At 62.8% G+C, this 24,919-nt stretch carries 26 protein-coding genes; 15 read left to right on the top strand and 11 right to left on the bottom strand.

The annotated features are described in order from the left end of the window. Nucleotides 1-438 precede the first annotated feature (438 nt). Nucleotides 439-768, bottom strand: a complete 330-nt coding sequence (locus CNQ84_RS07205; RefSeq protein ID WP_096004222.1) for a 4a-hydroxytetrahydrobiopterin dehydratase — start codon at nucleotides 766-768, stop codon at nucleotides 439-441. A gap of 123 nt (nucleotides 769-891) precedes the next feature. Between CNQ84_RS07205 and CNQ84_RS07200 the strand changes: the two genes are divergently transcribed. The 5 genes from CNQ84_RS07200 (at nucleotide 892) to CNQ84_RS07180 (ending at nucleotide 5,417) form a co-directional block, all read left to right on the top strand. Beyond that, nucleotides 892-1,836, top strand: a complete 945-nt coding sequence (locus CNQ84_RS07200; RefSeq protein ID WP_096004221.1) for an HPP family protein — start codon at nucleotides 892-894, stop codon at nucleotides 1,834-1,836. A gap of 91 nt (nucleotides 1,837-1,927) precedes the next feature. Then, entirely contained in the window at nucleotides 1,928-2,908 is a 981-nt protein-coding gene (locus CNQ84_RS07195) for a DMT family transporter (RefSeq protein ID WP_096004220.1), read from the top strand. A 40-nt stretch (nucleotides 2,909-2,948) separates the two neighbouring features. Next, the gene (locus CNQ84_RS07190; RefSeq protein ID WP_096004219.1) at nucleotides 2,949-3,260 is read left to right on the top strand and encodes a BolA family protein; all 312 of its coding nucleotides are present in this window, start codon (nucleotides 2,949-2,951) and stop codon (nucleotides 3,258-3,260) included. A 544-nt stretch (nucleotides 3,261-3,804) separates the two neighbouring features. Further along, nucleotides 3,805-4,755 (top strand): oxygen-dependent tRNA uridine(34) hydroxylase TrhO, encoded by a 951-nt coding sequence (trhO, locus tag CNQ84_RS07185; protein ID WP_096004218.1) that lies wholly within the window; start codon nucleotides 3,805-3,807, stop codon nucleotides 4,753-4,755. Between the two features lie 20 nt (nucleotides 4,756-4,775). Then, the gene (locus CNQ84_RS07180; protein WP_096004217.1) at nucleotides 4,776-5,417 is read left to right on the top strand and encodes a DsbA family protein; all 642 of its coding nucleotides are present in this window, start codon (nucleotides 4,776-4,778) and stop codon (nucleotides 5,415-5,417) included. On the opposite strand, the gene CNQ84_RS07175 is transcribed toward CNQ84_RS07180, so the two are convergent. After that, the gene (locus CNQ84_RS07175) at nucleotides 5,414-6,004 is read right to left on the bottom strand and encodes a UPF0149 family protein (RefSeq protein WP_096004216.1); all 591 of its coding nucleotides are present in this window, start codon (nucleotides 6,002-6,004) and stop codon (nucleotides 5,414-5,416) included. The two genes, CNQ84_RS07180 and CNQ84_RS07175, sit on opposite strands and share 4 nt — an antisense overlap. A 123-nt stretch (nucleotides 6,005-6,127) precedes the next feature. On the opposite strand from CNQ84_RS07175, the gene recQ reads away from it, so the two are divergent. After that, a complete protein-coding gene (gene recQ / locus CNQ84_RS07170; protein WP_096004215.1) occupies nucleotides 6,128-8,254 on the top strand; it encodes a DNA helicase RecQ in 2,127 nt (708 codons plus the stop codon). 43 nt (nucleotides 8,255-8,297) lie between these two features. Here the strand turns inward: recQ and CNQ84_RS07165 are convergent, their stop codons facing one another. Beyond that, entirely contained in the window at nucleotides 8,298-10,475 is a 2,178-nt protein-coding gene (locus tag CNQ84_RS07165) for a patatin-like phospholipase family protein (protein ID WP_096004214.1), read from the bottom strand. A gap of 166 nt (nucleotides 10,476-10,641) precedes the next feature. On the opposite strand from CNQ84_RS07165, the gene CNQ84_RS07160 reads away from it, so the two are divergent. Next, a complete protein-coding gene (locus CNQ84_RS07160; RefSeq protein WP_096004213.1) occupies nucleotides 10,642-11,460 on the top strand; it encodes a UDP-2,3-diacylglucosamine diphosphatase in 819 nt (272 codons plus the stop codon). A 44-nt stretch (nucleotides 11,461-11,504) separates the two neighbouring features. Here CNQ84_RS07160 and CNQ84_RS07155 read toward each other — a convergent pair whose 3' ends face one another. The 3 genes from CNQ84_RS07155 to CNQ84_RS07145 all read right to left on the bottom strand — a co-directional run bounded on the left by CNQ84_RS07155 (nucleotide 11,505) and on the right by CNQ84_RS07145 (nucleotide 14,143). Beyond that, nucleotides 11,505-12,884 (bottom strand): adenylate/guanylate cyclase domain-containing protein, encoded by a 1,380-nt coding sequence (locus tag CNQ84_RS07155; protein ID WP_096004212.1) that lies wholly within the window; start codon nucleotides 12,882-12,884, stop codon nucleotides 11,505-11,507. Nucleotides 12,885-13,077: 193 nt separating this feature from the next. Beyond that, nucleotides 13,078-13,650 (bottom strand): HD domain-containing protein, encoded by a 573-nt coding sequence (locus CNQ84_RS07150; RefSeq protein WP_096004211.1) that lies wholly within the window; start codon nucleotides 13,648-13,650, stop codon nucleotides 13,078-13,080. 172 nt (nucleotides 13,651-13,822) lie between these two features. Further along, nucleotides 13,823-14,143, bottom strand: coding sequence for an Mpo1-like protein (locus CNQ84_RS07145; RefSeq protein WP_096004210.1), 321 nt, complete (start codon nucleotides 14,141-14,143; stop codon nucleotides 13,823-13,825). A 184-nt stretch (nucleotides 14,144-14,327) separates the two neighbouring features. Here CNQ84_RS07145 and CNQ84_RS07140 point away from each other — a divergent pair, with 184 nt between their 5' ends. Both CNQ84_RS07140 and CNQ84_RS07135 read left to right on the top strand, forming a co-directional pair. Beyond that, nucleotides 14,328-15,365, top strand: a complete 1,038-nt coding sequence (locus tag CNQ84_RS07140) for an AraC family transcriptional regulator (RefSeq protein ID WP_096004209.1) — start codon at nucleotides 14,328-14,330, stop codon at nucleotides 15,363-15,365. Nucleotides 15,366-15,373: 8 nt separating this feature from the next. Beyond that, nucleotides 15,374-15,937 carry a nitroreductase family protein gene (locus tag CNQ84_RS07135; RefSeq protein ID WP_096004330.1) on the top strand — a complete coding sequence of 188 codons (564 nt, stop codon included), beginning with the start codon at nucleotides 15,374-15,376 and terminating at the stop codon, nucleotides 15,935-15,937. A gap of 25 nt (nucleotides 15,938-15,962) precedes the next feature. Here CNQ84_RS07135 and CNQ84_RS07130 read toward each other — a convergent pair whose 3' ends face one another. The 5 genes from CNQ84_RS07130 to CNQ84_RS07110 all read right to left on the bottom strand — a co-directional run bounded on the left by CNQ84_RS07130 (nucleotide 15,963) and on the right by CNQ84_RS07110 (nucleotide 19,195). Further along, nucleotides 15,963-17,297, bottom strand: a complete 1,335-nt coding sequence (locus CNQ84_RS07130) for a HAMP domain-containing sensor histidine kinase (protein ID WP_096004208.1) — start codon at nucleotides 17,295-17,297, stop codon at nucleotides 15,963-15,965. A gap of 23 nt (nucleotides 17,298-17,320) precedes the next feature. Then, nucleotides 17,321-17,668 (bottom strand): Spy/CpxP family protein refolding chaperone, encoded by a 348-nt coding sequence (locus CNQ84_RS07125; RefSeq protein WP_096004207.1) that lies wholly within the window; start codon nucleotides 17,666-17,668, stop codon nucleotides 17,321-17,323. A 128-nt stretch (nucleotides 17,669-17,796) separates the two neighbouring features. Further along, nucleotides 17,797-18,477, bottom strand: a complete 681-nt coding sequence (locus CNQ84_RS07120; RefSeq protein WP_096004329.1) for a response regulator — start codon at nucleotides 18,475-18,477, stop codon at nucleotides 17,797-17,799. Beyond that, the gene (locus CNQ84_RS07115) at nucleotides 18,474-18,878 is read right to left on the bottom strand and encodes an SH3 domain-containing protein (protein ID WP_133065878.1); all 405 of its coding nucleotides are present in this window, start codon (nucleotides 18,876-18,878) and stop codon (nucleotides 18,474-18,476) included. Before CNQ84_RS07115 ends, CNQ84_RS07120 begins: the two co-directional genes overlap by 4 nt. Before the next feature lie 14 nt (nucleotides 18,879-18,892). Further along, on the bottom strand, nucleotides 18,893-19,195 hold the full coding sequence (locus tag CNQ84_RS07110) for a YciI family protein (protein WP_096004205.1): 303 nt from the start codon (nucleotides 19,193-19,195) through the stop codon (nucleotides 18,893-18,895). 184 nt (nucleotides 19,196-19,379) lie between these two features. Between CNQ84_RS07110 and CNQ84_RS07105 the strand changes: the two genes are divergently transcribed. The 6 genes from CNQ84_RS07105 (at nucleotide 19,380) to rluB (ending at nucleotide 24,902) form a co-directional block, all read left to right on the top strand. Further along, nucleotides 19,380-20,234, top strand: a complete 855-nt coding sequence (locus CNQ84_RS07105; RefSeq protein ID WP_096004328.1) for a PHP domain-containing protein — start codon at nucleotides 19,380-19,382, stop codon at nucleotides 20,232-20,234. A 76-nt stretch (nucleotides 20,235-20,310) separates the two neighbouring features. After that, nucleotides 20,311-20,955 carry an L-threonylcarbamoyladenylate synthase gene (locus tag CNQ84_RS07100; protein WP_096004204.1) on the top strand — a complete coding sequence of 215 codons (645 nt, stop codon included), beginning with the start codon at nucleotides 20,311-20,313 and terminating at the stop codon, nucleotides 20,953-20,955. 64 nt (nucleotides 20,956-21,019) lie between these two features. Then, complete coding sequence (locus CNQ84_RS07095) at nucleotides 21,020-22,237, top strand: tryptophan--tRNA ligase (protein WP_096004203.1); 1,218 nt, start codon at nucleotides 21,020-21,022, stop codon at nucleotides 22,235-22,237. 162 nt (nucleotides 22,238-22,399) lie between these two features. Further along, complete coding sequence (locus CNQ84_RS07090; protein WP_165771248.1) at nucleotides 22,400-23,116, top strand: segregation and condensation protein A; 717 nt, start codon at nucleotides 22,400-22,402, stop codon at nucleotides 23,114-23,116. Next, on the top strand, nucleotides 23,091-23,936 hold the full coding sequence (scpB, locus tag CNQ84_RS07085) for an SMC-Scp complex subunit ScpB (protein ID WP_425439952.1): 846 nt from the start codon (nucleotides 23,091-23,093) through the stop codon (nucleotides 23,934-23,936). The genes CNQ84_RS07090 and scpB overlap by 26 nt, the downstream gene beginning before the upstream one ends. Before the next feature lie 69 nt (nucleotides 23,937-24,005). After that, nucleotides 24,006-24,902: a 23S rRNA pseudouridine(2605) synthase RluB gene (gene rluB, locus CNQ84_RS07080; protein ID WP_083726682.1), complete on the top strand. Its 897-nt coding sequence runs from the start codon at nucleotides 24,006-24,008 to the stop codon at nucleotides 24,900-24,902. The last annotated feature ends 17 nt before the right edge of the window (nucleotides 24,903-24,919 follow it).

Raw genomic sequence — 24,919 nt, 5'->3', positions numbered from 1 at the left:
TGGCTCCGGGCTGCTGGGCGTGGGCGCCATTGTATCCGGGCATCAGCTCAGATTGGGCAAAATCAGCAGCAACCAGGTTGCAAGCACGACCAGGGCCACGGTGGACCACTTGGCCTTATAAAACGGTTTCATGGCATACGCCTTCTTGTTTTTATTGGGCGGGCGCCTTGTGGGCGCCTTGATGTGCGTGCTCCTGGTTGGAGTTGGCACCAAGGGGGAGGTTGTGGCCTCCACCCAGTGTTATTTATAGCACGGCGTGGTGAGCCGTCGATGTCAGGTATGTGACGGTGTTAGATAAATTGGCTACAAGAAAGGCGCGGATCAATTCCACGCGCCTCTGCGAGGGCCCGAGCGTGCAGCGCGACACAGTGAGCTGCATGCCGGCACGCGGAATCAAGATCGGCGCTTCTCACGAGTCGAACGAGAGACTGGTGTTGGTTACTGGTACAGGCGCTCGGTCCTTGCTGCCATGATCAGGTCGTTCAGATGGACGCCACCGGCATCGTGGCTCCACCAGCTGACGGTGACCTTGCCCCACTCCAGCAGCAGGGCCGGATGATGGTTTTGCTGCTCGGCCAGTGCGCCAACCTGGTTGACGAAGGTCAGGGCCTTGGCAAAGTCAGGGAAGCTGTAGGTCCGCTTGATGCGAGGCACCTCAGCCTGGGTGACCAGCGACCAGTCGGGCAGGGCGGCCAGCTGTCGGTGGATCTCTGCCTCGTTGAGTACTGGCTGGCCCTGGACCAGTGTGCGGTCTGCGAGGTCGGTCATAGTGGCTCTCCTTTTGGCAAATGAGCTGCCAGCATAGCAGTCAGGGTTCTGAATGACAGGTTACTGGGGGGCTGTCTCAGGTATCATGGCCGCTGACAGTGAGAGGGAGAGAGCGTGCGGGTGATGCGGGTGCGGTGGTTGCGCAGAGGGCTGCGCTTTCTAGGCTGGCGGCCGGACAGCACCAGTCACCGGGAAAAGCTGGTGTCTGCGCTCGGGACGACGCTCGCGTTGATTCTGCTGTACGGGGTCACGCATCTGGTCATGGCCGAGGCCGCGCTCTGGGTCACCGGCTCCATGGGCGCCAGCGCGGTGCTGGTGTTTGCCATGCCGCACGGCACGTTGTCGCAGCCCTGGTCGGTGATTGGCGGGCATGTCCTGTCTGCGGCCTTTGGCGTGGCCTGCGTGCAGTACCTGCCGCCCGGCTTCTGGCTGGCCGCGCTGGCGGTGGGCGGCAGCGTCGTCATCATGATGTATGCCCGCTGCCTGCACCCGCCGGGCAGCGCCACAGCGATGATTGTCGTGCTGGGTGGGCCGCAGATCACCGAGGCCGGCTTTGCCTTCGTGGTGTATCCGATCTTGCTCGATGTGCTGGTGATCGTGCTGTTCGCCGTGGCCTTCAATGCCCTGTTTGAGGGGCGGCGCTATCCTCTGCCGCTGGTCCGTCACCAGGTCTCACGCGCGCCGGGCATCGCTCCTGAAGACTTTGAACACGCGCTCAAGCAGATGAACGCCTACATGGACATCGAGTTTGATGATCTGCTGCGGCTGGTCGAACTGGCCAACAACAACGCCCAGAGCAAGGGCGTGGCTGCCGCAGACCTGGTCACCGGTGCCTACTACAGCAACGGGCTTCCCGGACGTAACTGGTCCGTGCGCGAAGTACAGCAGGTGGTCAATCGACCCGGCCGAGCGGGGCGCGTGCGTTATCGTATCGTCAAGGGCGCCGGTGAGGGTGGCAACGGTATCTGCCGGGTCAGCGAGTTTTTGCGCTGGGCGCGCTACCGGGTCGAACCCGATGAGCAACGGCGGCTCTGGCATAGGGTAACCGGTGAGGAAGAGACTGGCTGACCGGTACAGTTGCCGGTACAAACTGTCTCTGTCGGCAACTGCTGCGCCTTTCTACAATGGTGCCTTCTTCCCCCTTCCTCGAGTTATCTCCATGCACGTGTCTTCCGGGCGCTGGCTTTATGGTTTTCTGTTGGCGCTGACCACCACCCTGTTGTGGGGCGTACTGCCGATCATGCTCAAGCAGGTACTGCAGGTCATGGATCCTTACACCGTGACCTGGTACCGCTTGCTCAGTGCCGGACTGGTCCTGTTCTGCTGGCTGGCCGCCAAGCGACGCCTGCCCTCGATCATGGCCCTGTCCGGGCGTAATCGCGGGTTGCTGGTGGTTGCCATTCTGGGGTTGGCCTTCAACTACGTGCTGTACCTGATGGCGCTGAACCGGCTGTCCGCAGGCACCATGCAACTGATCATCCAGACCGCGCCAGTGATGTTGATGCTGGGCAGCATGCTGGTATTTCGCGAGCGCTTTGGTTTGGGGCAGGTGCTGGGCCTGCTGGTGTTGCTGCCGGGTTTTGTGCTGTTCTTCAATCAGCGTCTGGCTGAGCTGCTGTCACAGATGAGCAGCTACACACTGGGTATTCTGATTGCGCTGGCCTCGGCGTTCAGCTGGGCGCTTTACGGGCTGGCACAGAAACAGCTGCTGACGGTCTGGTCGTCGGTCACCGTGATGATGGTGATCTACCTGTCCTGTGCGCTGCTGATCTGGCCGTTGGCAAGTCCAGCGCAGGTGCTGTCCTTGAGCAGTCTGCAGGCCTGGTTGCTGGTGGGCTGTTGCCTGAATACCCTGGTGGCCTACGGCGCCTTTGCCGAGGCGCTGGCGCATTGGGAGGCCTCGCGGGTCAGTGCGACGGTGACCACCACGCCGTTGTTTACCTTTTCTATGGTCGCGCTCGGAGCGATGCTCTGGCCGGGGCTGATCGAGCCGGAAGTGCTCAATAACCTGGCCTATGTGGGCGCGTTGCTGGTGGTGTTGGGCTCGGCGCTGATCGCACTGGCGCCCAGCCTGATTCAGAATTTGCGCCAACGTCGCCTGCGGCGCCTGAGCGTGACGCCACCACCGGCGGGTTCCTGAGTTAGACTAGCGGGCCGTGAAACCGCCACAGGAGACAGCCATGTCCACCACCCAGGAAGCCCTGCACCAGGCGCTGCAGGCGCTGCAGCCCAGCCATCTTGAGCTGATCAACGAAAGCTACATGCACAGCGTACCGCCGGGTTCGGAATCGCACTTCAAGGCGGTGATCGTCAGCGAGGACTTTGCCGGGTTGAACGCTGTGAAACGGCATCAGGCGGTGTATCGCACCCTGGGGGAGCTGATGCAGCGCATTCACGCGCTGGCGCTGCACACCTACACGGCAGAGGAATGGCAGCAACGCCAGCAGGCGCCGGACTCGCCCAATTGCCTGGGTGGCGGCAAGCACGGTTGATTGACGCTCCGGTGGTTTGGTGCGGCTGGCAGTAAATGGCTTTTAGCAGCCTGTTTTTATCAAGTCAGCTTTTCGCCTTCACGGCGAGCTAAGGTGCTGCTGGCGTCACCCCTCAGCAGGACGCGGAGCGTGGGAATGATCAGCGATGGTCAAGCGTGCACGGAATCCAGTCCCGTTTACGCGGGCGAGTAGCGCAGATTTATCGGGGAAAAGAGCCACAGGATGTCCGAGGGGGCAGAGCCCCCGAGTTTTGTGGCTCACCTCGCCGGCCACCCCGATAAATCGAGCAACGCAGCGAACCCGAAGGGCCGCGCAGCCGGGTGCCCCTTGGCTCGCCGGAGAAGGCGAAAGGCGGATGGGACAAAGGCGCAGAGAATGACCAAGCGCGCTTTCGAGTTCACAAGTAACGACCGGACGAGCTATCACTCGACGGTCCCGCCCATCCGCAACGCCGCCCATTTTTCGCAACCCCCCATTTTTTGCTAGAATCGCGGCCCCCAACGGTACGCCCTTTACGCGGGCGCCCACTGAAGAAGAGGTATGCATGTCTGCAATTGTTGTTGTGGCACTCTACAAGTTCGTCCGCCTGGATGACTATCAAGCCCTGCGCCAGCCCCTGCTGGACGAGATGACCGCCAATGGCGTCAAAGGCACCTTGTTGCTGGCCGAGGAAGGCATCAACGGCACCATCGCCGGCCCCCAGGCGGGTATGGCTGCGGTGCTGGATTGGCTGCGCAGTGACCCCCGCTTGAGTGATCTGGAGTACAAGGAGTCTTTCTGCGACGAGATTCCCTTCTACCGCACCAAGGTCAAGCTGAAGAAGGAAATCGTCACCCTGGGCGTCGAGGGTGTTTCGCCCACGCGCAAGGTGGGCACCTATGTCGACGCCAAGGACTGGAACGCCCTGATCAGCGACCCCGAGGTACTGCTGATCGACACCCGCAACGACTACGAGGTGTCTATCGGTACCTTTGAGGGCGCTATCGACCCGCAGACCAAGACCTTTCGTGAATTCCCCGAGTACGTGCGCGAGCACTTTGACCCAAAACGTCACAAAAAGGTGGCAATGTTCTGTACCGGCGGCATCCGTTGCGAGAAGGCGTCCAGCTACATGCTCGAGGAAGGCTTTGGTGAGGTGTTTCACCTCAAGGGCGGTATTCTCAAGTATTTTGAGGACGTTCCGGCCGAAGAGTCGATGTGGAATGGTGAGTGCTTTGTGTTTGATAACCGCGTGACCGTGCGTCACGACCTGGCCCCAGGCTCCTTCGATCAGTGCCACGCCTGCCGCCACCCGGTATCGCCTGAGGACAAGGCGTCCAGCCAGTACGTCGAGGGCATCAGCTGTCCGCGCTGCTACGACAGCCTGCCGGAGAAGACGCGCCAGCGCGCCGAGGAGCGTCAGCGTCAGATTGAGCTGGCCAAACGCCGTAACGAGCCGCATCCTATTGGCAAGGCGGCTAGCCTGGCTTCGCCAAACGCCAACAGGGGCGACTGATCCCTACAGGAGAATCACCGATGCAGCAGCGCCTGCTCCATATCATGGACCCGATGTGTTCCTGGTGCTGGGGGATGGCGCCGTTGCTTGATCGTATTCGCCAGCGCTGGCCGGATCTGCCCTTGCATCTGATGCCGGCCAGCCTGCGCGCCAACCATGGTGCGCCGCTGGATCAGCACTCGCGCCAGGCGCTGGCCGCCCACTGGCAGGCGGTCGCCAGCCTCAGTGGCCAACCCTTTGGCGACCCACAGGCGTTACCCACCACCCTGGTTTACGATACCCGGCCCGCCAGCCGTGCGCTGATTGTGGCGCGCGAGCTCGACCCGGCGCGTAGCTGGGTCTTTGCCCGGGCGTTGCAGGAGGCGTTTTATGTGGCAGGGCAGGATGTGACGCAAACGGCGGTGCTGGTTGCCGTGGCCGAGGCGAGCCAATACGACGCAGCTTTGTTTGCTGAACGCTTCGATGCGCCGGCCAGTGCCGAGCAGCTGGAGCAGGACTTGCAGTGGGTGGAGGGCTTGGGGTTGGCAGAGTTGCCGATTCTGTTTGGCGAGCGTAACGGTCAGCTGGCGCTGCTGAGCACAGGCTATCGCCCAGAGGCTGATGTGCTGGCGCTGCTGGAGCGCTGGCTGGCGGCCGGTGAGGGCCGCCAGTCAGTGGCTTAGCGACGCTTGGTGATCAGCGCCGGCTTCTGCTTTTCTTCCGGGGCGTTGAACAGCAGGAACAGCTGGGTCAGCACCTGGGGGATGTGCTCAGCCATGTCCTCGACCATGTCTTCGTCTTCATGGATTTCGGCAAACTCGGGCTGATCGGCAAACAGGCCGGAGGCAACCATGATCGGCAGCAGCAACTCGCTGACCAGCTCTTCGTCATTGCTGAACCAGGCTTCCTCACGCAGGAACACGCCCTCCATGAAGCCGATACACCAGCTGCGCAGGTCGGAGTAGTCCGGCTCATCACCCAGCGTCAGCTCGCAGGGCAGTTCCAGGTCCTCGTCGCTGGCCAGCTCGCGGGCGATGCGCGCCTTGAGTTCCAGCAGGGTGCTTTCGATCTGCGCTTGCTGCTCGGCATCCTGATAGTCCGGCGTCTCGGCAAACAGTTCTGCCAGCAGTTCGGCGTCCTCCACTACCTCCGGGCTTATCGCCAGAGCGGTCAGGTAGCCGCAGGCGGCCATGTAATCCAGCGCTTCATCGTGCAGGTCGTCGGCGTCCAGAAATGCTTGCAGGTGCTGGAGCTGGTCGGAAAAGGACATGGGGACACCTCTCTATCAATGGTCCCGGCATTTTACGCATGCCCCGGGCAATTGCCAAAGGCGTTATACTCTGCGGCCGCTGAAACATCCCGGTGCGCGTCCTGACCCCCACTAAGGAGACCCATGCGCGAGCAAGCCCTGCAACAATTGCGAGACGTGTTTGGCTACGGCGAATTCCGTGGTCAGCAGGCCGATATCATTGATCAGGTTGCCTGTGGCGGTGATGCCCTGGTGCTGATGCCCACCGGCGGCGGCAAATCGCTGTGCTATCAGGTACCGGGGTTGCTGCGTCAGGGGCTGACAGTCGTTGTGTCGCCGCTGATTGCGCTGATGGATGATCAGGTCGCCACGCTCAACGAGCTTGGTTTGCGCGCCGCTGCACTCAACTCGACGCTCAGCGAAGACGCCCAGCGTGAGATCGCCCGGCAGATGCGCGCTGGTGAGCTGGAGTTTCTCTACCTGGCACCCGAGCGCCTGCTCAAGCCGCGGACCATTGCCTTCCTGCAGTCTCTGCAGATCGCCCTGATCGCCATTGACGAGGCCCACTGCGTGTCCCAGTGGGGGCATGACTTCCGTCCGGAATACCTGCAATTGGGCCAGCTGGCCGAGCAGTTTCCGGGCGTGCCGCGCATGGCGCTGACGGCGACCGCTGACGAGCGCACCCGCGCCGAAATGGCGCAGCGCCTGAAGCTGGAGCAAGCAGCCTGTTTTATCTCCGGTTTTGATCGCCCGAATATCTTCTACCGCATTGTGCCCAAGGATAAGCCGCGCCAGCAGTTGCAGGCCTTTTTGCGCGAGCATCGGGGCAACGCCGGTATCGTCTACTGCCTGTCGCGCCGCAAGGTCGAGGACACGGCTGCCTGGCTGTGTGACCAGGGCTGGCCGGCGCTGCCTTACCATGCCGGCCTGCCAGCGGAGCTGCGCGCCAATCACCAGAAGCGCTTTCTCAACGAGGAAGGCTTGATCATGGTCGCCACCATCGCCTTTGGCATGGGGATCGACAAGTCCAACGTGCGCTTTGTGGCCCACCTGGATCTGCCCAAGAGCGTCGAGGCCTACTACCAGGAGACGGGCCGGGCAGGGCGTGACGGGTTGCCAGCCGATGCCTGGATGGCCTACGGCCTGCAAGATGTGCTGATGCTCAACCAGATTATGGCCGGCTCCGAGGGCGACGAGCGGCACAAGCGCATCGAGCGGCACAAGCTTGATGCCATGCTGGCGCTGTGCGAGCTGACCAGCTGTCGTCGGCAGACCCTGCTGGGCTACTTCGGCGAAACCCTGCCGGAGCCGTGTGGCAACTGCGATAACTGTCTGGAACCGGTGGATACCTGGGACGGTAGCGAGGCGGCGCGCATGGCGTTGTCGACCATCTACCGCAGCGGGCAGCGCTACGGCGTCGGTCATCTGATCGATATTTTGCTGGGGCGCGACAACGAGAAGGTTCGCAATGCCGGACACCAGCATCTGTCTACCTGGGGGATTGGCAAGGGGCTGGGCGAAAACGAGTGGCGCTCGGTATTCCGTCAGCTGATTGCCAGAGCGCTGGTCGAGATCGACCTGGATGGTTACGGCAGCCTGCGTCTGGCCGAAAGTTGCCGCGCGCTGTTGCGTGGCGAGGAAAGTCTGCAATTGCGGCGTGATGTCAGCAAACCAAGCAGCAGCGGTACGCGCAGCAGCAACAAGCCGGTGATTGCCGAGGCCGATCGCGAGCTGTGGGAAGCGCTGCGGGCTCGACGCAAGCAGCTGGCGGATGCCCACGGAGTGCCTCCCTATGTCATCTTCCCTGACAGTACGCTGGTGGACATGCTGCGTCAGCGGCCGACCACTCTGCAGGACATGTCACTGGTCAGCGGCGTGGGGTCGCACAAGCTGGAGCGTTACGGCGCAGACTTTCTGCAGGTGCTGGGAGGTGAGGGCGCGCAGGCGGATAACGAGACGCGTGACGCCCATGAGGCGCTGGCGCTGGTGCTGGCCGGCATGACCGCCGAGCAGGCAGCGGCGCAGCTAGGCCAGCCGTTGCGCAAGGTCTACGGCCAGCTGGCGCAGGGTATCAGTACCGGTAACCTGACGCTGGAGCAGGCGATTGATATCGGGCCGGCGCAGCTGGAACGGATTCAGGACCACTTTCTCAATCACGACAGCGATGAGTTGCCGGGTGTGCGCACGGTGGCCCGCGAGCTCGACGAGCCGATCGAAGAGGGCGTGCTGCACTGCATCCGCGCTGCGCTGGTGCAGGAAATCAGCGGCTAGGATGCGAGGCTGTGCGAGGCGCATGGTCACGCGCCCCGGCAGGTTAGAACGTCTGCCCCAGCTTCATGTACAGCGCCTCATGCCCCTCTTCGTTGGCGCCCAGACCAAAAAATAGCGGGCCGACCAGCGTATCCATCCCCAGCAGCAGGCTGCCGCCCCCGAAGTAGCCGGTGTCAAAGTCGGTCTCGTCGCGGTTGTATACCCGCCCGTATTCCAGACTGGCGCCCAGGTACAGCGGCAGGCTGACGGCATTGAAGTAGCTGGGTGTCAGGCGGCGGTAGTAGACCAGGCGGCCGAGCTGATAGTTCTGACCGGCCAGAGCGTCCTGACGGAAGCCAGAGAACCAGCCGGGGCCGCCCAGCACAAAACTGCTCTGCGCCACGTTTACATCGCTGTCGGTTCGCCCGATAAAGCCGCCAACCTGCAAGCTGTTGGGACCAAAACCGAAGGCCTTGTTGGCCTTGAACTCGATTTGCTGATAGCGCTCGTCGGCGCCCAGTGCCGGCTCGGACTGCCGCCAGCTGAACTTGGCCTCGTCTCCGGAACGCGGGAAGTTGACGTTATCCAGGGTGTCGCGGTCGACCTCGATCGAGTAAAACGCCTCGTCAAAGTCGACATCCGGCAGGTCCGGATCGCCGATGCGGACCCGCGAGTTGCCGCGGTAGCGCGACAGCCCAAAACGCACCTCGCCGTTGTTGGCAATTTGCCGACCGATATTGATACCGGCGCCATAGCGCTTCTGGCGGTAAGCCACGATGGGGTCGTTGTCGTCGATGACTTCGAGGTTGCGCGCCTCGGCGTCAATGAAGGGGGCGACGAAGTAGCGTGAGCCGTAGTCCAGCGGCTGATAGAACTCCGTGTACAGCTCCTGATCCGAGCCGACCTGCAGCCGGGTCAGCCATTCGGCGCCCAAGGGGTTGAGGCCGTTGACGCGGAAGCTGGCGCCCAGGTTGTACTGGCTGTCACCCTCGAAATCATCGACCAGATTCAGCCCCAGACGCAGGTAGTCGGTGCCGGTTCGGCGGCCGGCAGTGTGCACCAGCAAGGTATTGTGGCCCTGATCGTGCACTACCTCGTAGGTGACGCGGCTGAAGTAGTCGGTGCCGTAGATGGTGCCCATGTCGGTTTGCAGGCGTGCCAGATTGAGCGGCTCACCGATCTCCTGACGAATCATGCTGAGCACCACTTCATCGGCCACCTTGCCGCTGTTGTCCACCTCGACAGCATGAATAATCGCCTGCCGTTGGGGGCGGCTGCTGGCCAGATTACCGCCGGCATCGCTGCCCTGTGGGGCAACAAAGGCCAGCACGCCGTCGGCCTCGCTCAGGCTGCGCGCGCCGGCGTCGATGGCCTGCTGGGTTTCGGCAAAGCTGCTGAAGCCCATGTCGCCCAGCGCGGGTTGCAGTAGCAGATCGGCGTCGGTCAGGGTGGCCAGCTGGCGCTCGGTGTTGGTGCGGGTGAGCAGGGTGGTGGTCTGGTCCATGATGTCCAGCACCGAATTAAGCTCGCTGGTCGATTTCAGCGGCGTGCCGATATCCACCACGATGACTCGGTCCACCCCCATGGCGCGGGCGACATCGATGGGCACGTTCTTGCTCAGTACGCCGTCTACCAGCAGCCGGCCATCCACCTCGACCGGGGCAAAGAAGCCGGGCAGGGCCAGGCTTGCACGGATGGCCAGCGGCAGGTGCCCGCGGTCGAACACCACGGCTTCGCCGGTGGCAATATCGGTGGCCACCGCGCGGAAGGGGATGGGCAGACGATCAAAATCGTCGATCTCGTTGGTGTGCACCAGCAGGCTTTCCAGTACTACGCCCATGTTCTGGCCCTGCAACAAGCCCAGCGGGAAACTCAGCGCACCATCCTTGAAGGTCAGCCGTTGCTTGACCAGAAAGTCGCGGTCGTCCTGCTTGCGGCGGTAGGGGATGTCCTCGCGTAGCGGCGTGTCGCTGAGAGTCGCCTGCCAGTCCAGATCCAGCGCGATCTGTTCCAGTTCATCGGCGCTGTAGCCAGCCGCATAAAGTCCGCCAATCACTGCGCCCATGCTGGTGCCGGCGATCGCATCGATCGGGATGTTCATTTCTTCCAGTTGCTTGAGCACGCCGATATGCGCGAGCCCTCGTGCACCGCCGCCCGACAGCACCAGGCCGGTACGCAGCGGTTCGGCCAGGGTCCAGGTGGAGAGGAAAAGCAACAGCAACGGCAGCAGGCGTTTGAGCATGACGCGGGTCCGGGCAGCGGGTGGCATGGTGGAAAAGCCGCCATTGTATATGAAGCTGCGCGCCCCTGCGGGTCGATCCTGTTGTCATGTTAAGGCCATATTTCTGACATGTGTCAGTCACTGCTCGGCGATAAGGTTTTCCTAACTTCCCAAGGAGGACAGCCGCATGAATACCGCCGTGTCTTTGCCCAAGGCGCAAAAGCAGCGCGTCAGAACCCTGTGGATCTCGGACCTGCACCTCGGCACCCGTGGCTGCCAGGCCGACAAGCTGGCAACCTTCCTCAAATCCTATGACTGTGACCAGCTCTACCTGGTTGGTGACATTATCGATGGCTGGCGCCTGCGCAAGGGGATCTACTGGCCGCAGGCCCATACCAATGTGCTGCGCCGCGTGCTGACCATGAGCAAGCGTGGCACTCGGGTAGTCTACGTGACGGGTAACCACGACGAGTTTCTGCGCCGCTACTCGACCCTGCTGCTGGGCAATATCGAGCTGGTGGACGAGGCGGTACACCAGTGCCAGGACGGGCGTCGTTTGCTGGTCATCCATGGCGATCAGTTTGATGTGATCACCCGCTGTCACCGCTGGCTGGCATTTCTGGGGGATCATGCCTACGAGTTCAGCCTGGTGCTCAACCGCTGGCTCAACCACTGGCGCTCACGCTTTGGCTTCGGCTATTGGTCGCTGTCCGCGTATCTCAAGCATCGGGTGAAAAAGGCGGTCAACTTCATCAGCGAGTTCGAGGAGGCGCTGGCCCACGAATGCGTTCAGCGCGGCTATGAAGGCGTGGTCTGTGGCCACATTCACCACGCGGAGATTCGCCAGGTCAACGGCATTGACTATCTCAACTGCGGTGACTGGGTGGAGTCCTGCACAGCGCTGATCGAGCACCAGGACGGACGTATCGAGCTGTACCGCTGGGACGAGAGTACGGCTGCGGCGCTGGAGCCGGTAGCCGATGCGCTGGAGGGCAGCGCAGCCTGAGAGGTGGCGGCTGTTGCGATGAGCGCATCGCAACAGCCGCGGCGTCAGACGATCACCTTGTCTCGCAGTTTGCGCGCCGCCAGTTCCAGCGCCTTGATGATGTCTTCCTTGTCGTAGTTGCGCACGTGGTTGGTGTCCAGATACATCGAGAACCCGGACAGCTCGCGCTCAAGGAAGGTCGGCGCAGCGCCCAGTTCGCGGCGCAGGCCCACCACCTGATAGATCTGCACAGGCCGGGCAAAGCCCTTCACACTGATCTGGCCCTTGTCGTAGCACATGATCAGATCCTTCACCATGGAGTAGGTCTCATGGGAGATGAGGATCTCACCGGCGTCGGCGGCGCTTTCCAGGCGGCTGGCCAGGTTCACTTCGCGCCCGATAATGGTGTAGTCCATGCGTGTTGCGGCGCCAAAATTACCCACAGTGCAGTAGCCGGTACTCAGGCCCATACGGATTTCCAGCGGTTTGGTGATGCCCTTGCTGCGCCACTGCTGGCGCAGCACCTTCATGTGCTTGCGCATGGCGATGGCCATGGAAACCGCTGCCTCGGCATCCTGCTTGGCGCCCTGGGTCTTCGGATCGCCAAAGAACACCATGACGCAGTCGCCGACAAACTTGTCGATGGTGCCGCCGTATTGCAGGGCAATGCGCGACATTTCATCCAGATAGTTGTTCAGCAGGTCGGTCAGCGCCTCGGCCTCCAGTTCCTCGGCCAGCTCGGTAAAACCGCGGATATCGGAGAAGAATACCGTCAGCTTCTTGCGTCGGGTTTCCAGCTGGACACTGCGTTTGCCGGAGAAAATCGACTCCCATACCTGAGGTGACAGGTATTTCGACAGGTTGGCGGCCAGTCGGGTGGTCTTTTCCTGCTCGCGTTGAACCTGCTGCTGGGCTTCTTCCAGATGCCGTCCCTGGCGATGCACGAAGGCGGCCATCACCAGAATGAAAAAGCCGCCGCTGAGCAGGCTGACCAGGGTCACCAGCGGGCTGCTGTAGAGGCTGACGTCGGGCATGAATATGGCGGCGCCGAGCAATACCCCGGCCAGCGCCAGCAGCCAGCCGGCGGCGAGATAGGCCGGCCCGCCTGCGATCAGGCAGGACAGGCCAAGCAGGACAATAAACATGATGCTGGGCACGTAGTTGAAGCCCAGCAATGCGATGAATACGCCGGTGTGCAGCGCATCCAGTGCCAGCAGGCTCAGGCGCTGGGGCAGATGGGGTAGGCGCGGCAGTCGGGCCAGCAGGTACTGCGCCAGCTGGGGATACGCGAGGGTATACAGGATCGCGACAAGGTAGCTCAGGCGGTGGCCATCTTCGACCAGCAGGGCGCTGAAGGTCAGGGCTGCGCACAGGTAGGCGATGATACGGGAGTAGTAGCCGTCAAGCGGTGGTTTGACGGGCGCAATGCGGGTGTCGATCGTCATGTTCAGTCAATTCCGTGGCCGAGACGGCGGTAGCGGGCAGGCACCCGGCTACGTCGCATGACTGAGCATCATAGGGCCTGGGATCAGGCGGGACAATTGCCCGTCTATCCAATGGCCAAATTCGCCGACGGATGTCATGGTCAAAAGCAGGCGCCTCGGGTGGGGAGAGGCGCCTGCTCGCTGGTATCGGCGGTTATTCGGTCTTGTAGATGCTGTTGCGCGGTTTCTCGAAGACGCGTCGCAGCATGGGTTCAAAAAACGCCAGCGACTCGCTTTCATAGTCCGGGTCAAAGGCCGGGGCATCGTACTTGGCGCAGAATTCGGCGGTGTACTGGTACAGCGGGTGATCCTTGAACTGGTCACGCAGGTGCCGATCCATACCCAGGTGATGGAAGAAGTAGTAGCCCTGGAAAATACCGTGCTTCTCGACCATCCAGAGGTTTTCGGCGCTGACAAAGGGCTTGAGTATCGCCGCGGCGATATCCGGGTGGTTGTAGCTGCCCAGGGTGTCGCCGATGTCGTGTAGCAGGGCGCAGATCACGTATTCCTCGTCACGGCCATCGCGGTGTGCCCGGGTTGCGGTTTGCAGCGAGTGCTCGAGACGGTCAATCGGGAAACCGCCAAAATCACCATCCAGCAACTGCAGGTGCTTGATGATGCGGTCTGGCAGTTCCTTGGCAAAGGGGCGGAAGTGGCTGGAGATGATCCCCCAGTCTTCGGCGGTACCTTCCTGCATGGCGCGGAATTGTGCGCGTTGCTCACCCATGGTGGCGTTCCTCTTGTTATGTTTGTGGTTCAGGCTGCGGAGACTGCGCCAGCTGGCCTGCCGGCTGGCTGGGCGCTGGCTGAAGCAGTGCTACCTCGAGGCATGATAGAGAAGGGGGTGGGGGCTGACTGTCACTCTGCTGACAGTCAGCGGATTTGCCGAGCTCTGGCGCTTAGAAGCGGATGCGTCCGGTCAGGGCGTCGCGCAGCATGACCCAGTCGCCCATCAGGCTGTAGAGTGGGTAGCGGAAGGTGGCTGGCTTGTTGTGCTCAAAAAAGAAGTGACCCACCCAGGCGAAGCCGTAGCCAGCCAGGGGCACGGCCAGTAGCCACAGCCAGTTCTGGCTGAACAGCACATAGAGCAGCAGGGCGATGACCAGGCTGCTGCCGGCGTAATGCAGGCGCCGACAGCTGTCATCCTGATGCTCGCTCAGGTAATAGGGATAGAATTCGGCGAAGCTGCTGAAGGATGACGGCTCGCTGGCGTGGGGCATGGCGGACTCCCAGGCGCGCCCAATGGGCGGCGGTGCACGGATTTTTGTTTCAAGCCTACTTTAGTCTATGATCAGCCGCCGGACATCATGGAAGTGCCTGCTCTACCTCTGTCAGTTGTGCAGGGGGGGCGGACATGGCGGCTGATCCAATCGAATAACATAAAGGAACAGGGTACAGAACAGCATGTTGCAAGCTCAACGGACCACCTCGTCAGGCTGGGCCTCGGCCATTGGGCATGCATTGGCTATTGAAGGGCTGGATATTGCCGAGCTGTTCGCCGATGCCGGTCTGGACCCGGAGCTGCTGAGCGACCCGGATGCGCGCATTGCGCAGGACGGCATGACGCGCGTTTGGCACCTGGCGGTCGAGCGTAGCGGCAACCCGGCAATCGGTTTGCACATGGCCCATGTGGTTCGTCCGGCGCACTTCAGTGTGGTCGGATACTCGCTGATGAGCAGCCGCTCGTTGCTTGAAGGCTTTAACCGGGTGGTGCGCTATCAGCGTCTGATCGGCGAGTCTGCTGACCTGATGCTGCAGTTGGAGCCGGGGCAGTGCCGCATCCAGTTTGCCATCCATGGCGATCGCCTGCCGGCCGCCCAGCAGAGTGTCGAGGCGGCCATGGCCTATGCATTGGCGTTTTGCCGCTGGATGACGGCCGAGCCGGTGACGCCCTTGCAGGCAACTTTTGCGCGCTCGGCCCCGAGCGATCCCGCGCCCTATGCCGCGCTATTTCAGTGCCCCATGGCGTTTGATGCGCCAAGCCATAGCCTGACCTTTTCCCGGCAGTTGATGGAAACGCCGCTGGCCACGGCCAACGAGCATCTGGCCAAACTGCACGACCGGTTTGCCGGCGAATTTCTGGCCCGCTTTGAAGCCGACCCGGTGACCCATCAGACTCGCCAGGTGCTGTGCCGGCTGCTGCGTCAGGGCGAACCCAAGCGCCAGGCAGTTGCCGCCGCGATGAATATGAGCACTCGTACCCTGCAGCGCCGCCTGCAGGAAGAGGGGGTCAGCTTTCAGCAGTTGCTTGAGCGCACTCGCCGGGAACTGGCGTTGCAGTATCTGGGTCAACCGCAACTCACCCTGTTTGAGATTGCCTGCATGCTCGGGTTTGCCGACCCCAGCAACTTCTTTCGGGCCTTCAAGCGCTGGTTTGGCTTGCCGCCCGGGCAGTACCGCGAGCAGGTGCTCAATGGCGACGACGTCGATATCAAGGAGTAATGCGTTCTGTGGATGCCCTGACCGCCCTGCATGAGCGGGTTTCCGTACCACGGCTGACTGGCCCGGCCCCCACGTCTGAGCAACAACAGGCCCTGTTCCGTGCGGCCCTGCGGGCGCCGGATCATGCCTACCTGCGGCCCTGGCGTTTTCTGGTGATCCAAGGTGAAGGGCTGGAGGCGCTGGGCGAGGTGTTTGGCCGCGCTGCGCTGGCCGACACGCCAGACCTGTCCGCCGATACCCTGGCGCGCTATCAGGGGCTGCCGCTACGCGCGCCGCTGATGATCGTGGCCATCAGCCGTCATCAGGATCACCCCAAGGTGCCGTCCATCGAGCAGGATCTGGCCTGCGGTGCGGCGGTCAACAACATGCTGCTGGCAGCCCATGCCATGGGGCTTGGTGCCGTGTGGCGCACCGGCGCGCTGGCCTATCATCCGCAGGTGCATGCGGAACTGGGGCTGGCGAGCAACGAGCAGATTCTGGCGTTTCTCTATGTCGGCCACCCGGCCGGTGAGCGCAAGAATGTGCCAGCGCTGGCGGTGGAATCCTACTTCTCGTCCTGGCCTGCGGCCTGAGCCATAACCGGTGCTGACACGGTTGTCATGCGCCGGTTCTTGAACCCGGCAACAGTACCGTTACCCGCAGCCCGCCGTCGCTGTTGTGTGCGAAGGTCAGCTGGCCGCCGTGGCGGGCCACGGCGCGCTGGGCGATGGTCAGCCCGAGGCCGTAGCCACTATCGGCAGACTGCCCGGGCACGCGGACAAAGGGTTCGCTCAGGCGGCTGAGCCATTCATCCGCTACGCCCGGGCCCTGATCATCGATGATGATCTGCGCGCCATGGCTGGTTGCTGACAGGGCTACCTGGATGATTCCGTTCGGCGGGCTGAAGCGCACCGCATTGCGTAACAGGTTGTCGAGCGCGGCCTGCAGCTGGTCGGGCCAACCGGTCAGGCGCAGGTCAGTCTGTCCTTGCAGCGCCAGCTCCAGATCGGCGGCAGCAAAGCGGCTGTCGTCCACCACCTGGCGTACCAGCGGGTCGAGGGCAAAGGGGGTGGGTGGTTCGCGCTGGCTGTCCAGTCGACTGAGGGTCAGAATGCCGTCGATCAGGCGGTCGAGGCGGTCGCACTCGCGGTCCAGGCGCTGCCATAGCGGGTCGTTCGCCTCAAGGTCACGCTGGCTGCCCAGTGCCAGCCCGACGCGCAGGCGGGCCAGTGGTGAGCGCAGCTCATGGGATACGTCGCGCAGCAGCTGTTGCTGGCTATCCAGCAACGACTGCACCTGCTCGGCCATGCTCTCAAAGCGCCGGGCCAGCTCGCCGATTTCGTCGCGTCGCTCGCTGGTCTGTTGCAGACTGCCGGTGCTGAAACGGCCCTTGGCCAACGCCTGAGCTGCGCTGCCGAGCTGCCGCAGCGGGCGTGTCAGGTAGCGGCTGAGCACCAGGCTGAGTAATGCCAGCAACGCCATCGCCAGGACCACGTTGAGCATCAGCGCAACCGGGGCGCGCTGGCCTTGCCAGAGCGCCGGCGCCGGTACGTACAGGGTCACGAAGTAGTTCGCCTGTTCGGTGTCCCAGGCCAACTGGAACAGGCGACCACGCCCGGGGCCATCACCGTGACGCGGCGGTTCTGGCGGCGGACCCGGAGCAAAGCGCGGATTGACCGGTAAGGTGCCGGGCAGCAGCGGGCTGCCGGTATCGTCAAACAGGTGGGCGCGCAAGCGGTCTTCGAGGCGTTGGGTTTCCAGCCACTGCTGGGCGGCGTGCGGCCCCTGCTGTTCGTAGATGCCGACCAGCTGCGCGGCAAAGTCGCGCAGCTGCGGATTGAGCTGCAACAGGAGCCAGTCCTGCTGCAGGGTGCGGCTGACCAGAAAGCCCGAACCGCCGACCAGCAGGGTTGCCAGCCAGAGTACTGCAAAGACCTTCCAGAATAGCCGCATGGGGTGTGTTTCCTGTCAGCGTGTTACTCGCAATCGCCACGCGGCTTGCGGTGCTCGCGGCCCTCACGGCGCTCTTCCAGACGCTCGCGGCGTTGCTCGTGCAGCTCTTCCATCTTCTGGCGCTGCTCGGCGGTCAGCACGGCATCAAAGCGCGCCTTGCTCTCGTCGCGCAGGGTCTTGAATTTTTCGCGCTCTTCTTCGCGAATCTGTTCCAGCTGCGCTTTCTGCTCATCGCTCAGTTGCAGTTCTTCGGCCATGCGCTCGAAGCCACGCTCGCGCGCCGGCGGGTTGTCGTGGTTGGAACCCGCCATCACCGCGCCGGACAGGCCGGTGGTCAGCAGCAGGGTGGCAGCAATCAGTGTCTTTTTCATGGGTCATTCTCCGTTGGTGTCTGACCGGGGAATCCGCTCATTGCCTGCAGAGTCTAGAGAGTGCTATGTCAGCGGTGGCATGGGGTTGGTAAAGGTTGTGTAAATGGCTAGAACGCAGTGCTGACTGTTCAGTGGCCAAGCAGATAACCACGCCCGCGAATGGATTGAATGCGTGGCCGGCCTTCAGGATGCGGGCCGAGTTTGCGACGCAGGTTGCTGATGTGCATGTCGAGGCTGCGATCGTAGCTGCCAAGGGGTTTGCCGAGTGCTTCGCGTGACAACGTCTGGCGGTCGACAACCTGCCCCGGGCGAGTCATCAGCGCACGCAGGATCAGCGCTTCACTTTGCGTCAGCTGCAGGGGTTCGTCGTCCTGCCAGGCCATCAGGTTGCCGGTATCCAGGCGCAGATTGCCGTGGCTGAGCTCGTCGCTGCCGGCATCGGTATTTGGCTGGCTGCGGCGCAGCAGAGCCCGCAGGCGGGCTACCAGCTCGCGCGGATCGCATGGTTTGGCCAGGTAGTCGTCGGCGCCCAGTTCCAGGCCAAGAATACGGTCAACCGGCTCACCCCGGGCGCTGAGCATCAGCAGCGGGGTCTGGCAGCTCTGGCGCAGCTCGCGCAGGATTTCCAGGCCGTTCATGCCCGGCAGCATCACATCGAGAATGATGGCAGCGTAGCTATCGGCGCGCGCCGCAGCCAGTCCGCTGGGCCCGTCGTGGGCCGCCGTCAGTTCAAAACGTTCGGTCGCCAGCCAGTCGCGCAGCAGCTCGCAGAGCTCCTGATCGTCGTCGATGATCAGGACGGGCGTCAGTTCAGCCATTCGCGGCGCTTCTGGCGGCCCATACGGGCAAGTACGAAGCCCAGCAGCATGCTGGCTGCAACGCTCAGACCGCCAATCAGAAACCAGCGTTGTTGCTGAGTAATCAGGCGCGCCTGGGCGTCCAGTCGCGCAGCCTGGTTGTCGTTGCGCAGCTGCTGGTTCTCGCTTTGCAGCTGCTCGACACGCTCACCCTGCGCGCCGCCGTCGAGCTGGTCGGCCAGACGCTGGCGTTCGGCTTCTACGCGGGCCAGTTCAGCCTGCAGTGTGCCGATATCCTGGGCCTGAGTGCTGTCCTCGGTTTGCGTCGCGCTGCCGGCCGGCTCCTGGGCGAGGGCGGGTTGGGCCAGCAGGATGCTGCCGAACACAGCGCTACAGATTAACGAACGGAACATGATTGCCTCCTTGCTCAGGCCGGGAATACGCGTTTGAAGGGTTTGATGGTCACCTGTGCGTAGACGCCGGCGGCCACATAGGGGTCGGCATCAGCCCATGCCTGGGCATCTTCCAGTGAGGCAAACTCGGCTACCACCAGGCTGCCGGTGAAGCCGGCGCTACCTGGATCGGCGCTGTCGATCGCCGGATGCGGGCCGGCCAGGACGAGGCGTCCCTGCGCCTGCAGGTCCTGCAGACGGGCCAAGTGATCGGGGCGGGCGGCCAGGCGGTCGCTCAGGCTGTCAGGTTTGTCGGTGGCCATGATGGCGTAGAGCATGAATATTCCTTGCGGCGTGACTGTTCAGTGACGCGGTTGGCTGTGGCCGGGCCGATGGATCGGGCATGGGCTTGAGACGGTTCAGGCGGCATAATAGGCGAAAGAGACGCGGCTGCGTCAAGCTGGGCGCGCTTTGTCGGCCCTGTTATCGCGATGTGTCTTTACCTGTTCCGGGAGAATGCCGTTGATTGTTGACCTGCACATGCACAGTACCGCCTCCGATGGCAGCCTGGCGCCCGCTGAATTGATGCGGCGCGTGGCCGAGGCGGGGGTCGCGATGGTCGCGTTGACCGATCACGACTGCATCGACGGTCTGTCCGAAGCGGCGGATGCCGCGCGCAGCCTCGGTGTGCACTGGGTCAGTGGTGTCGAAATGTCGGCGCAGTGGTTTGGCCATACGCTGCATATCCTCGGTTACGGCTTTGATCCCGAGTCGCCGGTATTGACCGAGGCTCTGGCGGCGGTGCGTGATGGACGCTGGCGGCGGGCAGAGCAGATTGGTGAACGGCTGGCCGCTAAGCGAATGCCTGGCGCCTATGAAGGGGCGGTGGCCGCGCAGCAGGCAGCTGGCGGCGATGTGTCGCAGCCGCCGGGGCGCCCGCATTTTGCCGAATGGATGGTGCAGGCCGGCCATGTGCGCGACCATGGCGAAGCCTTTCGCAAGTGGCTGGGGGCTGGCAAGCTGGGCGACATTCGCCAGCACTGGCCCAGCCTGGAAGAGGTGGTTGAGCAACTGCGGGCTGCCGGCGGCATGGCAGTGGTAGCGCACCCCTGGCACTACGGCCTGACGCGCAGCAAGTTGCGCGCGCTGTTGCGCCAGTTTGCTGCAGCTGGAGGGCGTGGCATTGAGGTGGCCAACGGCAAGCAGGCGGTGGATCAGGTCGCCTACCTGGGTAAGCTGGCGGTCGAGTTCGGCTTTTTTGCCAGCTGTGGCAGCGATTTTCACAACCCGGCTTCACCCTGGACGGCGCTGGGTAGCATGACGGCGCTGCCGCCTGACTGTACGCCCGTGTGGCAGAGCAGCCTGTTCAGTGCGTGACGCAATACGCCTGCTGATATCGCCCGCTTTACCGCTAGCACCCTGCTAAACTTCAAGAAAACACGGATAGAGTTCGATGAGCCAGTTCTTCCAGATTCACCCGCAAAACCCGCAGGCACGACTGATTCGTCAGGCCGCCGACATTATTCGCCAGGGCGGCGTAGTGGCGTATCCCACCGACTCGGCCTACGCGCTGGGCTGTCAGCTCGGCAACAAGAATGCACTGGAGCGCATTCGGCGCCTGCGCCAGCTTGATGACAAGCACAATTTCACCCTGGTCTGCCGTGACCTGTCTGAGCTGGGTGTGTACGCCAAGGTCGACAATACGACCTTTCGCCTGCTGAAGGCGACGACCCCCGGCCCCTATACCTTTATTCTCAACGCCACTGGCGAGGTGCCGCGGCTGCTGCTGCATCCCAAGCGCCGTACCATCGGCCTGCGCGTGCCGGACCACCAGATCACCCTGGATCTGCTGGCGGCGTTGGGTGAGCCGCTGCTCAGTGTGACCTTGATGCTGCCCGGCGATAACTTGCCGCTGACCGACCCCGAGCAGATTCGCGAGCGCCTCGGCAAGCAAATCGAGCTGATTATCGACGGTGGCGCTTGCATGGTGGAGCCCACTACGGTGATCAGTCTGCTCGATGGCGAGGTTGAAGTGCTGCGTGAGGGGCGGGGCGATCCAGAGCCCTTTGGGGTCAGCCGCAGCGAGCTGCATGACTGATCCTGCTTTATCGGTATAATCGCCGCAGTTTGCTTATTACAATTGGTCTTTTCAGGAGTCCCCCTTGAGTTCTGTCGATTCGCAGCGCCGGGTTCTGTCAGGCATGCGCCCTACCGGCCGTCTGCACCTGGGTCACTATCACGGTGTGTTAAAAAACTGGGTCAAGCTGCAGCACGAGTACGAGTGCTTTTTCTTCGCCGCCGACTGGCACGCCCTGACTACCCATTACGAAGACCCGCAGAGCATTGAGCAGAACGTCTGGGACATGCTGATCGACTGGCTGGCCGCCGGCGTCAGCGGTACCTCGTCCACCATGTTCATTCAGTCTCAGGTGCCCGAGCACGCCGAGTTGCACCTGCTGCTGTCGATGGTCACCCCGGTCAGCTGGCTGGAGCGTGTGCCGACCTACAAGGATCAGCAGGAAAAGCTCAAGGATCGCGACCTGGCGACCTACGGTTTCCTTGGCTATCCGCTGCTGCAAAGCGCGGACATCCTGGTCTACCGCGCCGGCCAGGTGCCGGTGGGTGCCGACCAGGTGGCGCACGTTGAAATTACCCGCGAGGTGGCGCGTCGTTTCAATCATCTGTACGGCAAGGAGCCGGGCTTTGAAGACAAGGCGGAGGCCGCCGTCAAGAAGATGGGCAAAAAGGCCGCCAAGCTTTACTCCAGCCTGCGCAAGGCCTATCAGGAGCAGGGCGATGCGGATGCGCTCGAGACGGCGCGTGCGCTGCTCAAAGAGCAACAGAACATTACCCTGGGGGACCAGGAACGTCTGTTTGGTTACCTCGAGGGGGGCGGCAAGGTCATCCTGCCCGAGCCACAGGCCCTGCTGACGCCGGACTCCAAGATGCCCGGTCTGGACGGACAGAAGATGTCCAAGTCCTACGGCAACACCATCACCCTGCGCGACACTACCGACGAAGTCTCGGAAAAGGTGCGCCGCATGCCGACCGACCCCGCGCGGGTGCGCCGCACTGACCCGGGCAACCCGGACAAGTGCCCGGTGTATCAGCTGCATCAGGTGTATACCGATCAGCCGATTCACGACTGGGTGCAGGAAGGCTGCCGCAGCGCCGGTATCGGTTGTATTGACTGCAAAAAACCGGTTATCGACGCCATCAGCGCCGAGCTGTCGCCCATGCAGCAGCGTGCTGCCGAATACGAAGCCAACCCCGATGCGGTGCGGGTGATCCTCAATGAGGGGACCGAGCGTGCCCGTGAAGCGGCGCGTGATACGCTGATCGAAGTACGTCAGGCCATGGGCCTGCAGTACCGGCAGTAAGCGATGGCTGACCCGACGCAGGATGCCGCGGTCAGCCCCGAGACCGACGCCGCGCTAGACCGTTCGCGCGGCGTCGGCCGGCAGCAGGAGCTGCCGCTTGCCGTTGTCTACGGCGAGGCCTACACCGAAGTCCCGCAGGACTTGTATATCCCCCCTGAAGCACTGGAAGTCTTTCTTGAGGCCTTTGAAGGCCCGCTCGACTTGCTGTTGTATCTGATCCGCAAGCAGAACATCGACATTCTCGATATTCCGGTTGCTGAGATCACCCGTCAGTACATGACGTACGTCGAGCTGATGAAAGCCGTGCGTCTGGAGCTGGCGGCCGAGTATCTGGTGATGGCGGCGATGCTGGCGGAGATCAAGTCGCGCCTGTTGTTGCCACGCCCTGAAGAGCTGGATGATGACGAGGGTGACCCGCGCGCCGAACTGATCCGCCGTTTGCAGGAGTACGAGCGTTTCAAGAAGGCCGCCGAGGACATCGACGGGCTGCCGCGCATGGGGCGGGAGACCTGGGCGGCGCGGGTCGAGGTGGGCGAGTTGCCGAGCCGCCGCGCGCATCCGGAGGTCAGTATGCAGGAGCTGCTGCTGTCGCTGTCGGAAGTGCTGCGTCGGGCCGAGATGTTCGAAAGCCACCAGGTAACCCGTGAGGCGCTGTCGACGCGCGAGCGCATGGCCGAGGTGCTGGATCGCCTGAGGGCCGGACAGTTTGTCCCCTTTGTCAGCCTGTTCAACGCCAGCGAAGGCAAGCTCGGGGTGGTAGTGACCTTTATGGCCGTGCTGGAGCTGGTCAAGGAACAGCTGGTAGATCTGGTGCAGAGCGAAGCCTTTGCCCCCATTCACGTCAAGGCACGAGGTGAGCATGAGCCAGCCGCCGATTGAACACATTGTCGAGGCCGCGTTGCTGGCAGCGGGCCGGCCGCTGTCGGTGGAAAAGCTGCGCGAGCTGTTCGATGAAGATGCGCTGCCGGGCTTTGAGGATATTCGCAAGGCGCTGGAGAAGCTGGCAGCCAGCTATCAGGGACGAGCCATCGAGCTGCGTGAGGTAGCCAGTGGCTGGCGACTGCAGGTGCGTGAACAGTATGGGCCCTGGGTGGCGCGGTTGTGGGAGGAGCGTCCGCAGCGTTACTCCCGTGCCTTGCTGGAAACCCTGTCGCTGATTGCCTACCGGCAGCCGATCACCCGTGGCGAAATTGAGGATATCCGTGGCGTTGCGGTCAGCACCCAGATCGTCAAGACCTTGCTGGACCGCGAGTGGGTCAGGGTGGTGGGGCATCGCGACGTGCCGGGGCGGCCGGCCATGTACGCCACCACACGACAGTTTCTCGACTACTTCAACCTGCGCAGCCTGAACGAGCTGCCACCGCTGGCGGCGGTGCGTGATCTGGATGAGCTGGATATGGCGCCGGAGCTGGCGCTGCAGTCACCGGAGGAGGCCGATGCCCAGGCGCGCGACGGCGAAGCTGCAGGTGACGCGGCCTGGTTGCCGGTGGAGCCGCTCAAGCCGCTGGACTCGGAAGAAGGCCAGACGGGTTTCCGCAATCTGCTGGATGAGCTCAATGCCATGGAAGCCAACCTCAAAAGTGACTTTGATGATATGCCGGCCTTGGACATGCCGGCTTCGGACGCGCCTGCGCCAAAAAACCTACCCCCCGGCCAACAGTCAGGCGTTGATGATTCCGATGAAGGGCAGCGCAGCTGAGCTGGCTGACGCCTGAGCTCAGTGGTATCCTGCACGGCTTTTCTCTGCATCACACCGGGAGGTGCTCCAATGACTGACGATATCGACGTAAACGACAACCCCGCCGCGCCGGCGCCAGGCGAAAAACTGCAAAAGGTGCTGGCCCGCATGGGGCTGGGCTCACGCCGCGAGGTTGAAGGCTGGATTGCCGCCGGCCGGGTCAGCGTCAACGGACAGCCCGCCGAGCTCGGCTGCCGAGTCGACAGCATGGATCAGATCAGCGTGGATGACCGCCCGATTCGCCGTGATCTGGGCTCCGAAGTCACCCGCCGCGTGATGCTGTACAACAAGCCCGAGGGCGAAGTCTGTACCCGTGATGACCCGGAAGGTCGCCCCACCGTTTTCGACCGGCTGCCGCGTCTCAAGCATGGGCGCTGGATCAACGTTGGTCGCCTGGATATCAACACCAGCGGTCTGCTGCTGTTCACCACCGATGGTGAGCTGGCCAACCGGCTGATGCACCCGTCCTATCAAATGGACCGTGAATACGCCGTGCGCGTGATGGGTGAGGTGACCGAGGAAATGGTCGAGCGCCTGAAAGAGGGCGTGATGCTGGAAGACGGCCCGGCCAAGTTCACCGATATCGTGGCCTCCGGTGGCGAGGGTATCAACCGCTGGTTCCACGTTTGCCTGATGGAAGGCCGCAACCGCGAAGTACGCCGCCTGTGGGAGTCCCAGGGCATGCGCGTCAACCGCCTCAAGCGCGTGCGCTTCGGGCCGGTATTCCTCGGCCCGGAGCTGCCCGTTGGCCGCTGGCGCGAGCTTAAGCAGAACGAACTGGACGCGCTGAGCAAGGAAGTGGGCCTGGAGCCCATCGCCCTGCCGGCGATGAAGACCAGCGACAAGGAGAAGCTGCAGCGCCTGGCACGCAAGCCTTCCATGCATCAGGCTCGCCAGCCGCGGGGTGGTCGTCGACGCGACCGCTGATGATGAAACGATAAAAA

It is taken from the genome of Pseudomonas abyssi (assembly GCF_002307495.1).
Lineage (GTDB): Bacteria > Pseudomonadota > Gammaproteobacteria > Pseudomonadales > Pseudomonadaceae > Halopseudomonas > Halopseudomonas abyssi.
The sequence above is the reverse complement of the archived record's forward strand: the minus strand, read 5'-3'. Positions and strand labels throughout refer to the sequence as shown.

What these genes read in the sequence shown, in the direction of transcription:
- CNQ84_RS07205 (WP_096004222.1), bottom strand. Translation starts at nt 768, where the DNA reads ATGACCGACCTCGCAGACCGCACACTGGTCCAGGGCCAGCCAGTACTC.
- CNQ84_RS07200 (WP_096004221.1), top strand. Translation starts at nt 892, where the DNA reads ATGCGGGTGCGGTGGTTGCGCAGAGGGCTGCGCTTTCTAGGCTGGCGG.
- CNQ84_RS07195 (WP_096004220.1), top strand. Translation starts at nt 1,928, where the DNA reads ATGCACGTGTCTTCCGGGCGCTGGCTTTATGGTTTTCTGTTGGCGCTG.
- CNQ84_RS07190 (WP_096004219.1), top strand. Translation starts at nt 2,949, where the DNA reads ATGTCCACCACCCAGGAAGCCCTGCACCAGGCGCTGCAGGCGCTGCAG.
- trhO (WP_096004218.1), top strand. Translation starts at nt 3,805, where the DNA reads ATGTCTGCAATTGTTGTTGTGGCACTCTACAAGTTCGTCCGCCTGGAT.
- CNQ84_RS07180 (WP_096004217.1), top strand. Translation starts at nt 4,776, where the DNA reads ATGCAGCAGCGCCTGCTCCATATCATGGACCCGATGTGTTCCTGGTGC.
- CNQ84_RS07175 (WP_096004216.1), bottom strand. Translation starts at nt 6,004, where the DNA reads ATGTCCTTTTCCGACCAGCTCCAGCACCTGCAAGCATTTCTGGACGCC.
- recQ (WP_096004215.1), top strand. Translation starts at nt 6,128, where the DNA reads ATGCGCGAGCAAGCCCTGCAACAATTGCGAGACGTGTTTGGCTACGGC.
- CNQ84_RS07165 (WP_096004214.1), bottom strand. Translation starts at nt 10,475, where the DNA reads ATGCTCAAACGCCTGCTGCCGTTGCTGTTGCTTTTCCTCTCCACCTGG.
- CNQ84_RS07160 (WP_096004213.1), top strand. Translation starts at nt 10,642, where the DNA reads ATGAATACCGCCGTGTCTTTGCCCAAGGCGCAAAAGCAGCGCGTCAGA.
- CNQ84_RS07155 (WP_096004212.1), bottom strand. Translation starts at nt 12,884, where the DNA reads ATGACGATCGACACCCGCATTGCGCCCGTCAAACCACCGCTTGACGGC.
- CNQ84_RS07150 (WP_096004211.1), bottom strand. Translation starts at nt 13,650, where the DNA reads ATGGGTGAGCAACGCGCACAATTCCGCGCCATGCAGGAAGGTACCGCC.
- CNQ84_RS07145 (WP_096004210.1), bottom strand. Translation starts at nt 14,143, where the DNA reads ATGCCCCACGCCAGCGAGCCGTCATCCTTCAGCAGCTTCGCCGAATTC.
- CNQ84_RS07140 (WP_096004209.1), top strand. Translation starts at nt 14,328, where the DNA reads ATGTTGCAAGCTCAACGGACCACCTCGTCAGGCTGGGCCTCGGCCATT.
- CNQ84_RS07130 (WP_096004208.1), bottom strand. Translation starts at nt 17,297, where the DNA reads ATGCGGCTATTCTGGAAGGTCTTTGCAGTACTCTGGCTGGCAACCCTG.
- CNQ84_RS07125 (WP_096004207.1), bottom strand. Translation starts at nt 17,668, where the DNA reads ATGAAAAAGACACTGATTGCTGCCACCCTGCTGCTGACCACCGGCCTG.
- CNQ84_RS07115 (WP_133065878.1), bottom strand. Translation starts at nt 18,878, where the DNA reads ATGTTCCGTTCGTTAATCTGTAGCGCTGTGTTCGGCAGCATCCTGCTG.
- CNQ84_RS07110 (WP_096004205.1), bottom strand. Translation starts at nt 19,195, where the DNA reads ATGCTCTACGCCATCATGGCCACCGACAAACCTGACAGCCTGAGCGAC.
- CNQ84_RS07100 (WP_096004204.1), top strand. Translation starts at nt 20,311, where the DNA reads ATGAGCCAGTTCTTCCAGATTCACCCGCAAAACCCGCAGGCACGACTG.
- rluB (WP_083726682.1), top strand. Translation starts at nt 24,006, where the DNA reads ATGACTGACGATATCGACGTAAACGACAACCCCGCCGCGCCGGCGCCA.